This is a genomic window from Petrocella sp. FN5 (assembly GCF_029210395.1).
Taxonomy (GTDB): Bacteria; Bacillota; Clostridia; order Lachnospirales; family Vallitaleaceae; genus Petrocella.
Genome location: NZ_JARGDP010000014.1, coordinates 18,608 through 33,575, shown reverse-complemented (window position 1 = coordinate 33,575; position 14,968 = coordinate 18,608). Strand labels below are relative to the sequence as shown.

11 protein-coding genes are annotated in these 14,968 nt (G+C 41.4%); all 11 read left to right on the top strand.

All coding sequences use genetic code 11. The features are described 5' to 3' along the window. The first annotated feature begins 8 nt into the window (after positions 1-8). Positions 9-1,112, top strand: a complete 1,104-nt coding sequence (gene recA / locus P0N36_RS05805) for a recombinase RecA (RefSeq protein ID WP_275841898.1) — start codon at positions 9-11, stop codon at positions 1,110-1,112. 91 nt (positions 1,113-1,203) lie between these two features. Continuing rightward, positions 1,204-1,821: a regulatory protein RecX gene (locus P0N36_RS05800; protein ID WP_275841897.1), complete on the top strand. Its 618-nt coding sequence runs from the start codon at positions 1,204-1,206 to the stop codon at positions 1,819-1,821. 158 nt (positions 1,822-1,979) lie between these two features. After that, a complete protein-coding gene (rny, locus tag P0N36_RS05795) occupies positions 1,980-3,530 on the top strand; it encodes a ribonuclease Y (RefSeq protein ID WP_275841896.1) in 1,551 nt (516 codons plus the stop codon). A 280-nt stretch (positions 3,531-3,810) separates the two neighbouring features. Then, a complete protein-coding gene (locus tag P0N36_RS05790) occupies positions 3,811-5,112 on the top strand; it encodes an aminotransferase class I/II-fold pyridoxal phosphate-dependent enzyme (RefSeq protein WP_275841895.1) in 1,302 nt (433 codons plus the stop codon). A 153-nt stretch (positions 5,113-5,265) separates the two neighbouring features. Next, entirely contained in the window at positions 5,266-6,696 is a 1,431-nt protein-coding gene (purB, locus tag P0N36_RS05785) for an adenylosuccinate lyase (protein WP_275841894.1), read from the top strand. Between the two features lie 25 nt (positions 6,697-6,721). Next, positions 6,722-7,516 carry a pyrroline-5-carboxylate reductase gene (gene proC / locus P0N36_RS05780; RefSeq protein ID WP_275841893.1) on the top strand — a complete coding sequence of 265 codons (795 nt, stop codon included), beginning with the start codon at positions 6,722-6,724 and terminating at the stop codon, positions 7,514-7,516. Between the two features lie 26 nt (positions 7,517-7,542). After that, positions 7,543-8,085, top strand: coding sequence for an NUDIX hydrolase (locus P0N36_RS05775; protein ID WP_275841892.1), 543 nt, complete (start codon positions 7,543-7,545; stop codon positions 8,083-8,085). A gap of 186 nt (positions 8,086-8,271) precedes the next feature. Next, complete coding sequence (gene xerD, locus P0N36_RS05770) at positions 8,272-9,159, top strand: site-specific tyrosine recombinase XerD (protein ID WP_275841891.1); 888 nt, start codon at positions 8,272-8,274, stop codon at positions 9,157-9,159. A 178-nt stretch (positions 9,160-9,337) separates the two neighbouring features. Beyond that, the gene (gene phnD, locus P0N36_RS05765; protein WP_275841890.1) at positions 9,338-11,248 is read left to right on the top strand and encodes a phosphate/phosphite/phosphonate ABC transporter substrate-binding protein; all 1,911 of its coding nucleotides are present in this window, start codon (positions 9,338-9,340) and stop codon (positions 11,246-11,248) included. A 376-nt stretch (positions 11,249-11,624) separates the two neighbouring features. Next, a complete protein-coding gene (locus P0N36_RS05760) occupies positions 11,625-12,455 on the top strand; it encodes a tyrosine-protein phosphatase (protein ID WP_275841889.1) in 831 nt (276 codons plus the stop codon). Between the two features lie 512 nt (positions 12,456-12,967). Next, entirely contained in the window at positions 12,968-14,881 is a 1,914-nt protein-coding gene (locus P0N36_RS05755; RefSeq protein WP_275841888.1) for a polysaccharide biosynthesis protein, read from the top strand. The last annotated feature ends 87 nt before the right edge of the window (positions 14,882-14,968 follow it).

The following is a 14,968-nucleotide window of genomic DNA, read 5'->3' as shown; positions in this document are numbered from 1 at the left end:
TATTTCTTATGACAAACGAAAAGACAAAAGCCCTGGAAGCGGCTATTACACACATTGAAAAACAATATGGTAAAGGTTCCATCATGAAGCTTGGAGAGAGCAATGAACATATGAATGTCAAGACCGTTCCTTCGGGGGCCCTTAGTTTGGACATTGCCCTAGGTGCCGGTGGGGTTCCAAGAGGTCGAATCATAGAGCTCTATGGACCTGAATCCAGTGGTAAGACAACCCTCGCCCTACATATGTTGGCAGAGGTTCAAAAAGCAGGCGGCGTCGCCGGATTCGTAGACGCAGAACATGCTCTTGATCCAAGTTATGCCAAGAAGATTGGTGTGGACATCGACAACTTATATATCTCTCAGCCGGACAATGGTGAACAAGCCCTTGAGATCGCTGAGACCATGGTTAGATCCGGTGCCATTGACATCATCGTTATTGACTCTGTAGCAGCCTTAGTACCAAGAGCTGAGATTGAAGGCGAGATGGGTGATTCTCATGTCGGTCTTCAAGCAAGACTCATGTCCCAAGCCCTTCGTAAGATTGCAGGGATTGTATCTAAGTCTAACTGTATCGTTATTTTCATTAACCAATTAAGAGAGAAGATTGGGGTTATGTTTGGGAGTCCGGAGACAACCACTGGTGGACGTGCCCTTAAGTTCTATGCATCTGTTCGACTGGATATTAGACGTATTGAGACCTTAAAGCAAGGCGTTAACATGGTGGGTAACCGTGTCCGCGTTAAGGTAGCTAAGAATAAGGTTGCACCACCTTTTAAGCTGGCTGAATTCGACATTATGTTCGGTGAAGGTATTTCAAGAGAAGGTGACTTACTGGACTTAGGTGTGGATCTGGATTTTGTACAAAAGAGTGGGGCTTGGTTTTCCTATGGCGATATCCGTTTAGGACAAGGCCGAGAGAACTCCAAGATCTATTTGAAGGAGAACCCAGAAGTCTGTAACAGAATCGATGAACAGATTCGTAGTCATTACGGATTCGGAAAAACAAAAGAAGAGATTGCCATCGCCTTAGAAAAAGAAGAAGCAGACAAAAAAGCAGACAAAAAAGCTTCAGATAAAAAAGCAACAGACAACAAAGTAGCAGAAAAAAAATAAGCCCCTCAAAAACATAACAAAGGCGACCTTGGTATCTTAAGGTCGCCTTTGTGTATCGTGTGAATGGCATAAGGACAAAAAGGGTGACGTGATGCATATAGAAGAGATCAGGAAGTTGGAAAAAGGCAAATACAAGATTATATTAGACAAGGATGATTATGTCATCTTATATTATAAGGAGCTCAAAGCCTTCAAGATGGTCCAAGGAGAAGCCATCGAAGAAGATACATGGGAGCTGGCCACAAAAGCCATGACTACCAGGGGGAAGAAACGGGTCTATCATCTCTTGTGCAAAAAAGATTATGTCATAGAAGAAATCAGGAAGAAATTGATCAAAGAAGATTATCCGGTAGCCATCATTGAAGCCATACTGGCATATTTTATAAAGCTTGGCTTTCTAAATGATGAAACCTATATCGAAAAATATTATAGGTATCAGAAAGCCACCAAGAGTCGACGGATGATTGAAATGAAGTTAAGTGAAAAAGGCATGCCAAGAGACACCATCAAAGCCTTCTTTGAAACAGTAGACCACCGAGAAACAGACTATGAAACAGCCCAGAAACTCCTTGAGAAAAAATACAACAACAAGGCCGTAACAAGACAAGAATACAATAAGATGGCCCGATTTTTAGCATACAAAGGCTTTGATTATGATGTCATCCAATCCGTCATAATGACTTATCTTAAGACAAAAGACGAATCCTAAGTGTGAATAAAGGATTGTTTATTTTGAAATGCTGTCATATAACTTGACATAATGCTTAAAAAAGTATAGAATTTACTTGTTGTAATTTTTTACAATTGTAATGATTGTATATTTACAATTTCGTACAATGAAAAGTGAATACAGAGGAGGTGTTATAGTTGGAATTACTAAACATACTCATACCTGTTGTAGTGGCCGTTGTCGTTGGTACACTTGCATTTTATCTTGGTGTCATGTATAGAAAGAACGTTGCCGAAGCTCAATTTGGTTCTGCTGAACAAAAAGCCAGAAAAATCGTAGATGATGCGATTAAGGAAGGCGAAGCAATCAAAAGAGAAGCACGTTTAGATCTTAAAGATGAAGTATTTAAGATTAAAAATGATCTTGATAAAGAAGTTAAGGAGCGCCGCAATGAGTTGACCCGATTGGAACGTCGCATTCAGCAAAAAGAAGAAGCGATCGACAAAAAGGCAGAGTCATTCGAGAAGAAAGAAGCTCAACTAGCCGCAAAAGACGAAAACCTCAACAAACTAAGAGATGAAGTAGAACAACTAAAACAGCAACACCTATCAGAATTAGAAAAAATCTCTGGATTAACTACCGAACAAGCAAAAGAATACCTTTTAAAATCAGTTAAAGAAGAAGTACAACATGAAACAGCAGTAATTGTTAAGGAATTAGAAGCAAAAGCAAAAGAAGACGCAACAAAGAACGCAAGAAAGATTCTTGCAACAGCGGTACAAAAATGTGCAGCTGACCATGTTGCTGAAACGACTGTATCAGTAGTTCATCTTCCAAATGATGAGATGAAAGGACGTATTATTGGTCGTGAAGGACGTAACATCCGTACACTAGAAACACTTACGGGTATCGACTTAATCATTGATGATACACCAGAGGCTGTCATATTGTCAGGCTTTGATCCAATCAGAAGAGAAATTGCACGCATAGCCCTTGAAAAACTCATAGTGGATGGTCGAATCCATCCTGCAAGAATTGAGGAAATGGTAGAGAAAGCTAAGCGTGAAGTGGAACAAATCATACTTGAAGAAGGCGAAAACGCTACATTTGAGACAGGGGTTCACGGAGTACATCCGGAACTTGTTAGACTTCTTGGTAAAATGAAATTCCGTACAAGTTATGGACAAAATGTATTGAAGCATGCTATAGAAGTATCCCACTTATGTGGTTTACTGGCCGGTGAGATCGGACTTGATATCCGTCTTGCAAAACGTGCAGGTTTATTGCACGATATCGGTAAAGCTGTTGATCATGAAATGGAAGGCTCTCATATATCAATCGGAGCAGATTTGTGTAGAAAATACAAGGAATCGGAAGTTGTCATCAATGCTGTGGAATCACATCACGGTGATGTAGAACCAACGAACCTCATATCTGTTCTCGTACAAGCGGCAGACACAATATCCGCTGCAAGACCGGGAGCCAGAAGAGAGACATTGCATACATACATCCAAAGACTACAAAAACTTGAAGAAATTGCTGATGAATTTAAAGGTGTAGAAAAATCGTTTGCTATACAAGCAGGTAGAGAGATTCGAATAATGGTAATACCGGACCAGACAACAGATTTAGAGACGGTGTTACTCGCTAGGGAAGTTGCTAAAAAGATCGAGGAAGAACTTGAATACCCAGGCCAGATTAAGGTCAACGTAATCAGGGAAACCAGATCCATTGAATACGCTAAATAAAGTTAAGGCGTTATCTATTATAGATAACGCCTTTTTAAACGCTTTTTTTAACCGGTATCAAAAGACATTTGAATCTGAAAAAATATTTTCTTGCATTAAAATAAAAATAGTCTAAGTAAAAAGGAAAAATAGACTGAAAAATGAAAAAGCACTTTTCAAATCTTGCAAAACATGCTATTCTATACATAGGCTGTTTCTAACAAACGGCTTACATGGTTAAAGAGTCAAACTCAGTTTTAACGCTTTAACCTTATATGTGTGTAATTTTTAGGAGGCGCTTATGGCATACTACTCTCAATTTTCAAAAGAATCCTTAGATGCGCTACGTCTTGAACTGGAACAGCAGTTGAAAAGATACGAAAGCGAAAACCACGACCTAAACATGGCCCGTGGTAAACCATGTTCCGATCAGTTGGATCTGTCTAACGCCTTGTTAGATATTAAGATACCACTAGAGAAGAACCCAAACGACGACTTTAGAAACTATGGTACCTTAGACGGCATACCCCAAACCAAGAATCTTTTTGCAGAGATCTTAGAAGTAGATCCTTCAGAGATTATCATAGGGGGGAACTCCAGCCTTAACATGATGTACAGCACCCTAGCCAAAGTCATGCTTTTTGGCACATCCGAAGAAGAGGAACCATGGTGTCATATAAAAGACCTCAAATTCCTGTGTCCTGTACCGGGTTATGACAGACACTTTGCCATATGTGAAAAATTCGGTATGGAGATGATCAACGTAGATATGACCGACGAAGGACCGAATATGGATCAGGTTGAAGCCTTAGTGGCAAAAGACCCCTCCATCAAAGGTATCTGGTGCGTACCTAAGTTCTCTAACCCAACGGGGATTACTTATTCCGACCGTGTGGTGGAGCGCTTGGCCAAGATGAAGACGGCGGCCACAGATTTTAGAATCATATGGGACAATGCCTATGTGGTCCATGAACTTTATGATGACACACAGCCCCTTATGAACATTATGGATGCTTGTAAAGCCATAGGAACAGAAGACCGCCCCTATCTTTTCACCTCCATGTCCAAAGTCACCTTTGCCGGTGCCTCAGTTGCAGCCATGGCAGCCAGCAAGAACAACATAGATTTTATACTTGGCATCATGGGTGTTCAGACCATTGGATCGGATAAGATCAATCAATATAGACATTCAGCCTTCTTAAAAGACCTACAAGGCGTCAAGAACCATATGAAAAAACACGCCAAGATCATCAAGCCAAAGTTTGACATGGTCCTTAAGATATTAGATGAGCAACTATCAGACCGTCATATCGCAACCTGGAGTATACCAAGAGGCGGTTATTTCATCAATCTGGACGTCATGGAAGGTTGTGCCAAAGAAGTGGTTACAATGGCAGAATCTGTGGGCCTTAAGCTCACACCGGCCGGTGCCACCTACCCCTATGGCAAAGACCCCTATGACCGCAATATACGTATTGCACCCACTTTTCCACCTATGGATGAACTAGAAAAAGCCATAGAGATCTTATGTGTGTGCATCGAGTTGGTATCCATTCACAAATACATTCAGCGACTGGATCAAAAAACGGAAATAGCCCTATAATATATAAAACAGATAGACTGAGAAAACATTTTTCTTAGTCTATTTCCACATGACCTTAACCACAGAAACCCGAATATGTGCTATACTATTTTAAGAAAACTAAAAAAGGAACCCTATAGAAGACGACGATCATCAAGTTGAAAGGATACCCATATGAACAATACATACGAAACCCCACTAGGATCTAGGTATGCCAGTCCGGAAATGCTCTACCTTTTCTCACCGGACAAGAAGTTCAAGACCTGGCGTAAGCTATGGATTGCCTTGGCAGAAGCAGAGAAAGAACTGGGACTGGATATAACCGATGAGCAGATAGAGGAACTAAAAGCCTATGCAGAAGACATCAACTACGACGTTGCCATAGCCAGAGAAAAAGAAGTCAGACATGATGTGATGGCCCATGTATATGCCTATGGTGAACAAGCCAAAAAAGCCAAGCCCATCATTCATCTGGGTGCAACCAGCTGCTATGTAGGGGATAACACAGACATCATCATCATGAATGAAGCCTTATCCTTACTAAAAGACAAGCTGATCAATGTCATAGACAAGTTAGCGGCCTTTGCCATGACTTATAAAGACATGCCCACACTTGGCTTCACCCATTTTCAACCGGCACAACTCACCACCGTTGGTAAGCGTGCCTGCCTATGGTTAGAGGACTTACTGTTAGACCTTGAAGATATGAACCATCAACTCTCCAAAAGGCTTCTAAGAGGCGCTAAAGGCACCACAGGCACCCAAGCGACTTACTTAAGTCTTTTTGAGAACGACCATGAAAAAGTCAAGAAGTTAGATGAACTCATCGCGATGAAGGTAGGCTACACCTCCTCCTATCCTGTAACAGGACAGACATACCCTAGGAAGTTAGATTCACAATTTTTGAACATCTTAAGCGGCATCGCTCAGTCAGCCTATAAGTTCAGTAACGACATGCGACTGTTACAGAACCTAAAAGAAATGGAAGAACCCTTTGAGAAGAGTCAGATCGGATCCTCCGCCATGGCCTATAAGCGTAATCCCATGCGAACAGAGCGTATTTCATCTCTAGCAAGACATGTAATCTGTAACGCCCTCAACCCAGCCATCACCGCTTCAACCCAGTGGTTTGAGCGAACCTTAGATGACAGTGCCAACAAGCGTTTGGCCATACCGGAAGCTTTTCTTGCTGTAGACGCCATACTAGAGATCTTCATGAACGTAGTAGACGGTCTCGTTGTCTACCCGAAGGTCATCCGTAACAGGGTTATGAGTGAACTGCCTTTTATGGCCACGGAGATCATCATGATGGAAGGGGTCAAAAGAGGGGGCGACAGACAAGAACTCCATGAGCTGATTAGAACCCACTCTATGGAAGCCGGAAAGCAAGTTAAGATGGAAGGCTTGCCCAACGACCTGATCGAACGGATCTTAGCCGATTCCCAGTTCAAGATGACAGAAGAAGAGATGTATGCCATCTTAGAACCGGAGAACTTTGTAGGACGTGCACCCCAGCAGGTGGATGACTTCATAAGCGGCTATGTAGGGCCTATATTAGAAGCAAACAAAGCCATATTAGGGAAAAAAGCGGAACTGTCCGTTTAGACCCTAGAACAAGGAGGCAGGTAGTATGAAGATTGGATTCATCGGCATTGGAAATATGGGATCTGCCATGTTAAAAGGCGCATCCACAGCACTAGACAAGACCAACCTGACCTATACAGACATCAACAAGGACCTGATGGAAGAGATCAAAGCAGAAACAGGTATACCATATACAGCAGACAACCACAGTCTGACAAAGTCCGTAGACATCATTGTACTGGCAGTCAAGCCCCAGTATCTAAAAGCGGTCATGGAAGACATTCGAAGCTATGTTAAGCCCACACAGATTATTATATCCATCGCCCCTGGTATCACCATAGACCATATCAAAAACACCTTAGGGGAAAAAACCAGAGTGGTGCGCAGTATGCCAAACACACCAGCCCTTGTTCTAGAAGGCATGACTGGGTATTGTTTTTCCCATGATGCTTATAGTCAAGCAGAAATGGACTTCATACGCACATTTTTTGAATCCTTTGGTCGAGGCGTAGAACTAACAGAACACCAACTGGATATGGTAGTCCCGATATCAGGGAGTTCACCGGCCTATGGTTTTATGATGATTGAGGCCATGGCAGACGCCGGCGTCCTTATAGGCTTGCCAAGGCAGATCAGTTACGAACTGGCGGCTCAATCCATGTTAGGCGCCGCCAAGATGGTACTTGAGACCAAGACCCATCCGGCAGCTCTAAAAGACGCGGTATGTTCACCAGGCGGGACCACCATAGAAGCCGTCCGAGTGCTTGAGAAAAACGGTTTCAAGAGCAGCATCATAGAAGCCATGGTGGCCTGCTATGACAAGACCAAAACATTTAAATAAGCCGTTAAGTAAAAGAAGGAGGGCCCATGGAAAAAAAATTCAGACGCATCAAGCGTACCGAGATCCACAAAGGCAAGCGCGTTCATCTCTTCCATGACCGATTGGTAACACCCACCGGCAAAGAAGTAGACTGGGAACTGATCATGCATCCCGGTGCATCGGCGGTCATACCCATAGATGATGAAGGCAAGATTGTCATGGTACGACAGTACAGGAACGCCAGTGACGACTATACCTTAGAGATTCCGGCCGGAGTATTTGATGCACCGGACGAAGACCCACTGGACTGTGCCAAAAGAGAGCTAGAAGAAGAGATCGGCTACACCTCAGAAGATGTAACCTTTTTGTACAAATTCTTCTCAAGCATTGGCATATGCGATGAAGTCATTCATATCTTTGTAGCAAAGAACCTAGTCCAAAGCAAACAGAACTTAGATGAAGATGAGTTCGTCACCATCGAGCGTTACACCTTAGATGAACTGGTCGACATGGTCTTTGATGATCGATTGACCGACAACAAAACCATATCAGCCATTCTGGCCTACAAGGTCAGCTTGGAAAGAGCATAAGGGCCTTATTAGAGAAGATGAGAATGAGGCGGCCCAGGAAGAAGAGACCAATGGTTTCTTCTTCTTATCCGTTTTAAGCATTTTAACCAAAATATCCACGAAAATGAAAAAGATTTTGGTAATTGTCGACTTTTTTCTCTGACTTTGGTATAATTAGACCATCTTATAAGTTTGAAGGGCGTAGTCATGAAACAAAGTGTGAAGGAATTCCTCGTGTACCTAGACCAAGTAAAAGGTGCATCAGACAATACAATTCAATCCTACCATAGGGATGTCAACCATTTTATCGAGTTTATACAAGGACATTTCGACACCAAAGAACTAAGTGGCATAACAGGCACCCAACTGAATGCATATATCAAAGCAATGGAAGACAAAGGTAGAGCGCCTTCAACCATTTCTAGAAATATGGCTTCACTTAGGTCCTTTTTCCAATATCTATTACGTCGTAACCTCATTCACAAAGACCCTACAGAGATGTTAATCACGCCAAAGGTGGAGAAAAAAGCACCGGAGGTTTTGACCTTTGAGGAGATTGAGTTGTTATTGGCTCAACCTTACGATAATGATGACAAAGGCATTCGAGATAAGGCTATGCTTGAATTGCTGTATGCTACAGGGATTAGGGTTACAGAACTCATTGGACTTAGTGAAGACGACATCAACATTACGATGGGCTACATCAAATGCTCATCCTCTAAAGGTGAAAGGATTATACCGGTTGGACAAGCCGCACAACTGGCATTGTTCAAGTATATGAACGGGCCGCGCAACCAAATGATCAAAGAAACCAATGAAAAGACACTTTTCGTCAGTTGTCTTGGCGAGTCAATGAGCCGTCAAGGGTTTTGGAAGATCGTCAAGTTTTATTCAAAAAAAGCCGGGATCAGAAAAAAAATAACACCCCACATTTTAAGACATTCCTTTGCCAGCCATTTGGTTGAGAACGGTGCAGATCTAAGATCCGTTCAGGAGATGCTTGGTCATGCCAATATCTCAACAACCCAGGTCTATTCAAAATTGAATGATTTTAAACTAAGGGATGTTTATATAAAAGCGCATCCAAGGGCTTAACTTATTAACCAATTACATAAGGACTGTTAACCATAGGTTGTTCTAGACTTTTCATTATCAAGATGATACAATAGTATAAGTGTGTCTATAGGATGATAAGTTAAATCAGCCAAGGCATTAACCGATTTAGTAAAAATTAACTTGTAGTAAGAATATGATATAATGGGATGGTGACATAATGAATCAGAAGATGAAATTTTATTTAGTTGCAGGCATTGGGTTACTGGCAGTTCAAGGGATTACAATCTTTCTAAGCATGGGAACTTGGATTGATTTGGTCCTAACCCTTGTACTTAGCATTCTTGTTGTTATAGCAGCAGATAGAATGTTAAACGTTACAAAGGCACAACAAGGACCGGATGGTTCACAGAAGGCGAATCAGTCAAGTGCCATGTCCGATAGCTTAAAAGCAGGACTGGACGAGAAATTGTTTAACATAGCAGAAGGCATGGGCTTTGATTCCCAACAACTTCTGTGGTTGTCTCAAGACAACATTAACACCTTCAACAAGCTGGCCAAGATTTCTTATGAGATAGAAGGCTTTAGTGAGCAAAACGCAGCAAGCTCAGAAGAAATCAACGCAAGCATCAATGAACTGGTAGGCACCTCTACCAATTTAAACACCAGCGCCTTAGAGATTGAAAGACATTCTCAGACTTCCATAGAGATGCTGGAGAAGAACAAAAAGACCATACAGAGCATCGGTGATTTCATGCTCAGTTTGAATGAAGTGACCACCGTAGCCACAGACAACAACGTGGAACTACAAAGCTCATCCAATAAGATCTATGAGATTGTCGACTATATCCGTAAGATCTCCAGTCAAACCAACCTACTTGCCCTCAATGCAGCCATTGAAGCAGCAAGAGCCGGAGAAGCAGGACGCGGCTTTGCCGTCGTTGCCACAGAGATTCGTAAGCTGGCAGAGCAGACCGATGAAGCCATCTCCGTTATAGAAGGTGTGGTTAAGACAATCTTAACTAAGATAACCACTTCCAACAACGCCATGAGTGAGATTGGTGACCGTATGAATGATGTGGACAATGTCATCAAGGAGTCCTCACAAGTCATAAACGAGATTGAAGGCATCTTAAACGAAGTCAAAACCAATATATCTGAATTAACCAAAGTATCTCTTGTTCAGAAAAACACCACCATGGAGATTGAAAAAGCCATTGAAGATGTTACCTGTGCCGTAGAAGAAACCCACAACATTACTTACAAGTCCATTGAGATGGTTGAGACACAGAACAAGAAGAACGGGGAAGTCCTTGACTTCTGTAACAAGATCAGTGAGATGGCAGAAGACCTACAAAAAGAAGCGGTTAACTTCAAGAAAGACAACGAGATTATTTTTGGTGTCAACCCCTTCATCGCACCGGAAGCCATCAAGAAGATGTACATACCCATCCTTGAACGGGTTTGTAACAGCGTTGGCCTAAAAGCCAGAACCATCATTGTAAAGAACTATGACGCTCTAAGCGATAGTGTCAAAAACGGTATAATCGATATCGGATGGTTCTCACCTTTTGCCTATGTCAACGCCAAAGAACAAGCCGATGTTAAGCCGGTGGTCACACCAAAAGTAGGGGGCAAGAGTTCCTACAACGGTTACATCATCGCCCGTAAGGACGGTAGTGTTAAGAGCATGAATGACCTAAAAGGCAAAGCCTTTGGCTATGTGGATGAGAAAAGCGCTTCCGGTTACCTCTATGCTAGAGACAGCATCAAGGGCAACAACATGAATCCGGATACCCTCTTTAGTAAAGTCCTATTCCTGGGCAACCATGACAACGTCATTAACGCTGTAATGCAAGGGGAAGTGGATGCAGGCGCAACCTTCAATGAAGCTTTTGAAGCAGCGACAATAAACGGCATCCGCACCAATGAGCTGAATATTATATCCAAGACCGACGACATACCAAAAGATGTTCTTGCAGCTAGAAAAGACATGTCCGATGAGATCGTTGCTAAGCTCAAAAAAGCCTTTGTGGAATTTGACAACTACACAGGCATCGAGACCAAGGTCCAAGGCTTCATCGAAAGCCATGACGAGCAATATGATGTTATAAGAAGATTAAACAAATAATGATGATTCATACTTTGGTTAAGGCGTCAAAACTATATAGTTGAACTTTCACCTACCATATGTAGTTATGAATGTATCAACGTAATCTACATATGGTAGGCGAATTTAGTGAAACTTAGTTTTGACCCTTTAACCATACTTTATTATAATAAATATCAAAAAACGCCCTTTCACCCAAGGGGCGTTTTTTGTATGCTTTATTGAGCATCATGTATTCGATGACAACTATCTTGTCCTAAAGGTTCAGACAAATCAGTAGGGCACTGTTGACACATATACCGATAACTTATATAATTATATAAGACCATAAAATATTTTTAATATAGTAACATAGACTCATGATATAGGTATATAAGACTAGACGAGGAGGCAGCCCATGATTGACATACATTATCATCTCATCCCCAATATGGATGACGGACCGGATACTATAGAATGCGCACTGGAGATGGTGAAGATAAGCTATGATCAAGGTGTAAGAACAATTGTAGCAACCCCCCACTTGAATCACCCAGCTGAATTTAGAGGCCATATGGCTAACGACAAGGATATGCTTCAAGAATTCGAGAAGTTACGTACCTATATTCAAACCACCTATCCAGACATGGAACTCTATCTAGGAGCAGAAGTCTATCTCTCTAAGCAAGACCTAAGCCAACTCGAACAAGTCGAGATGAGAACCATGAACAAGACCCGCTATGTATTGGTAGAATTCAGAAGGGACATCCCTTTTGAAGAAATGGACAAAGGTCTACAAGGGTTGATTGCACTTGGCTACCAACCGATTCTTGCCCATGCAGAAGTCTATAATTGCTTTACAAGCGACATGGAAGGACTCTTAAACCTAAGGGAGCAAGGCGTTCTGATTCAGTGTAGTGCAGGCAATATCATAGACATACGTCAGAAACCTGAGAAAACAAGAGCAAAAGAAATGTTACGTCATGGCTTAGTAGACATCATCGCCAGCAATGGACACAACCTTATTACCAACAAGCCGGACATGACCAAAGCCTATACCTACGTGACAAAGAAATACGGGGCAGAAGAAGCCAAGCGCTTGTTTGAAGTGAACCCCAAGATCATGTTAGCAGATCAAGTTGTGCCACAAGCAATAAGACAGATCAAGCCATCACAACCCATAAACAAGAAGTGGATCTATGTGGCCACAATAATCGCTCTAGCCATACTTACCCGATGTACATCATAATACGCCTAAAAAACATTTAGATTGTATTATGATGTATGGTTGGACTAAAAACAAACAATGTGCTGTTAGTTGACCATCTTGTCCTAAAGGGTCTTATAAATTAATAGGACCATATTGACTTCTAGGACTATAATCTATATACTAATATATGACTATAAAAGATTAATGTAATAGTTACTATTACCTATTAAACATCTTTTATGATCTTATCAAATAGCCATCAGAGCTAAATGAATTATTGAAGATTTATACTTTTATAAATCGATTGACTAGAGGGACAACCTAAGAGTTAGTTAGATGACTCAAGGTTAGGTATAGGGAGAATATAGGGTAATACAAGTAGAATCGTATTTCACAAGTCATACCTCTACCTTTAAACAATTGAATACAAGATTAGCAATCATGCATCGTCTTTTTATTGTACATATATTACAATATAGGTATTTTTTTAATGAAAAAATTTAACGAATCATAGTATTAACGTATATTGGATTAAGGGAGGAGGGTATCTCATGGTAACAAAAATCAAAAAACAAGTATTCTTATTAATTACAGATATATTGGCTGTAAACGGCGCCTTTTTAATATCTTGGTTATTACACACCGAAGGGAATATACCCTATAGAATCTTAATCTCATACGTAGGGGCAGCTTTGATTCTAACCATAGGCAAACTTTTGGTGTATAAGCAATTTGGACTCTATAATAGTCTATGGGCGTATGCTTCGATAGAAGAGTTATTAAAAGTCGTTGTAGCAGGTATTACCGCCAATATTCTTGGAACGATTTACCTAATATCCATGGGAGTCAAGTTGTATTTTGGAGTTTACCTAATCGGTGCCATTTTTGAGATTGCCATTGTCGGTTCTATACGTTTTAGTTATCGGTTCTTCAGAAGAATCAAGAATAATTATCCAATTAATAGACAAGAGTATACCAACAATATATTAATTGTCGGAAGTGGTGCATCGGGTTCTTTAATAGCCGGTGAGATAAAAAGCCATTCAAAGACTTACGGTCAAGTCATCGGCTTCATCGATGATGAAGAGCATAAGCTCTATAAGACCATAGGCGGCATAAAGGTTCTTGGTAACTATCATGACATTTACAGTGTAACCCACCGTTTTAATATTCATGAAATCATCATTGCACTGCCTTCTTCAACAACAGCTTCTATGAAACAGATCATTGAAGAATGTAACCGATCAGAAGCCAACGTTAGAATCATACCGGATATACATGAAATTATTGACGGAAAAGTATCTCTAAGTAAGATTAGAGATGTTGAGATTGAAGACTTACTGGGACGGGATATGGTTAACCTGAACGTATCCGAAGTGGCCAATTATATACAGGACAAAGTCATCATGATTACAGGTGGTGGTGGCTCCATAGGCTCAGAACTGTGTCGTCAGATCGCCAGATTCTTACCCTCCAAGTTAATTATCCTAGATGTCTATGAGAACAATGCTTATGACATCCAGAATGAACTTCTTAGAGCATATGGAGATGAGTTGAACCTAGATGTGATCATCGCCTCCGTCAGAGACAGAGATAACATCTTCTCCATCGTAGAAGAACACGCACCCCATGTCATCTTCCACGCGGCAGCCCACAAGCACGTCCCTTTAATGGAGCGTGCCCCCAAGGAAGCCATTAAGAACAATGTCTTCGGGACCAAGAACGTAGCAGAAGCTGCCCATAAGTTCGGAGTAGAGCGCTTCGTCATGGTCTCCACAGACAAAGCGGTCAACCCAACCAATATCATGGGCGCCAGCAAGCGTATATGTGAGATGATCATACAAGGCCTTGCCAAAGAAAGCGAGACCAAGTTCACCGCTGTACGATTTGGCAACGTTCTTGGTAGCAATGGCTCTGTCATACCACTCTTCAAAAAACAGATTGAAGCAGGTGGTCCGATCACCGTTACCCACAAAGAAATCATACGCTACTTCATGACCATCTCAGAAGCAGCCCAACTGGTGATTCAATCCGGTGCCATTGCAAAAGGTGGCGAGACCTTCGTCCTAGACATGGGCGAGCCAGTTAAGATCTATGATCTGGCGGTTGACCTAATAAGACTCTCCGGTCTGAAGTTGAACGAAGACATCAAGATTAAGATCACTGGCTTACGACCTGGAGAGAAGCTCTATGAAGAGCTCCTCATGGATGAAGAAGGGTTAATGAATACCAATTACGAGAAGATTCACATTGGTCAGCCCATTCAAATCAACTATCGTGAATTAAAAAGCACTTTGAATGAACTATTGATTATTCTCAAATCACCGGAAAACGAATCCCTAATAGAGATGATTCAAGACATCGTGCCAACGTATAGGAATAATCTGGAAGTTAATAATGAAAACAAGTATACAAAAGAAGTAGAACCTTATAAACTGTCTCTGGAAGCAAAAGTTTTAGTGTAAATACAATGCCATATCAAACAAGTTTAATACACATAGGTGAACTTCTAACCAAATGTGATTAAAAAATAAAATTAATGGGAGAAAAAA

Bases quoted from the DNA above. Each gene is read 5' to 3' on its own strand.
- P0N36_RS05790 (WP_275841895.1), top strand. From the start codon at position 3,811: ATGGCATACTACTCTCAATTTTCAAAAGAATCCTTAGATGCGCTACGT.
- P0N36_RS05760 (WP_275841889.1), top strand. From the start codon at position 11,625: ATGATTGACATACATTATCATCTCATCCCCAATATGGATGACGGACCG.
- P0N36_RS05775 (WP_275841892.1), top strand. From the start codon at position 7,543: ATGGAAAAAAAATTCAGACGCATCAAGCGTACCGAGATCCACAAAGGC.
- phnD (WP_275841890.1), top strand. From the start codon at position 9,338: ATGAATCAGAAGATGAAATTTTATTTAGTTGCAGGCATTGGGTTACTG.
- P0N36_RS05755 (WP_275841888.1), top strand. From the start codon at position 12,968: ATGGTAACAAAAATCAAAAAACAAGTATTCTTATTAATTACAGATATA.
- recA (WP_275841898.1), top strand. From the start codon at position 9: ATGACAAACGAAAAGACAAAAGCCCTGGAAGCGGCTATTACACACATT.
- purB (WP_275841894.1), top strand. From the start codon at position 5,266: ATGAACAATACATACGAAACCCCACTAGGATCTAGGTATGCCAGTCCG.
- xerD (WP_275841891.1), top strand. From the start codon at position 8,272: ATGAAACAAAGTGTGAAGGAATTCCTCGTGTACCTAGACCAAGTAAAA.
- P0N36_RS05800 (WP_275841897.1), top strand. From the start codon at position 1,204: ATGCATATAGAAGAGATCAGGAAGTTGGAAAAAGGCAAATACAAGATT.
- proC (WP_275841893.1), top strand. From the start codon at position 6,722: ATGAAGATTGGATTCATCGGCATTGGAAATATGGGATCTGCCATGTTA.